The 839-nt window shown below is 73.4% G+C and carries 1 pseudogene; it reads right to left on the bottom strand.

Annotated features, from left to right (window positions below):
* Positions 1–76 precede the first annotated feature (76 nt).
* A pseudogene (locus tag P1P70_RS45215) lies at positions 77–781 on the bottom strand (alpha/beta fold hydrolase); the annotation flags it as partial.
* Positions 782–839: the final 58 nt, after the last annotated feature.

The raw sequence follows: 839 nt of genomic DNA, 5'->3' as shown, positions 1-839 counted from the left end.
GGCGTGCGGCGCGCCCCTGACCGGCAGGGGGCCCGCCCCCTCTGTGGCCGGGGGCGGGCACTGGTGTTGCCGCTGGTCAGGCGGTGGCGCGTACCGCCTCCTGGATCACTGCCGCGACCTCCTCGGGGCGGGAGACCGCCACGGCGTGGGAGGCGCCCTCCAGTTCGGTGACGGTGGCGCCGGCGCGCTTGGCGCCGAAGCGCTGGACATCGGGGTTGATGGCCTCGTCCGCGTCGGCGACGACGGCCCAGGACGGCTTGGTCCGCCAGGCGGCGGTGACGGCCGTCTCCGTGAACACCGAGGCGGCGAGCGGACGTTGGGAGACGGCGAGGATCTCGGTGACCTCGGCCGGGACGTCGGCGGCGAAGATGCCCGGGAAGGCCTCGGGCTTGATGGTGACCTCCACGGCGGGGTCCGCGCCCTCGACGGGGTACGTCCACTCGTCGAGGTTGGCGACCAGCGGGGACAGCGGGAAACGGCCCTGCAACTCGCCCAGGCTCTCGCCCTGTTCGGGGACGTACGCGGCGACGTAGACCAGGCCTACGACGTTCTCGGCCGCGCCCGCCACGGTGATGATCGCGCCGCCGTAGGAGTGGCCGACGAGGACGACGGGGCCGTCGATCTGGGCCGCCGCCGACGCGACGTACGCGGCGTCCGAGGCCAGACCGCGCAGGGGGTTCGGCAGCGCGCGGACCGGGATGCCCTGGGCGCGCAGCTCCTTGACGACGCCGGCCCAGCTGGACGCGTCGGCGAAGGCGCCGTGGACGAGGAGGGCGGTGGGAGGGGCTGTCTCTTATACACATCTAACTCTCCCCACAAAACCCCTGATGTAGACCGGG

It is taken from the genome of Streptomyces sp. MB09-02B (assembly GCF_033794485.1).
Classification (GTDB): Bacteria; Actinomycetota; Actinomycetes; order Streptomycetales; family Streptomycetaceae; genus Streptomyces.
This window is presented reverse-complemented; position numbering and strand designations above follow the sequence as displayed.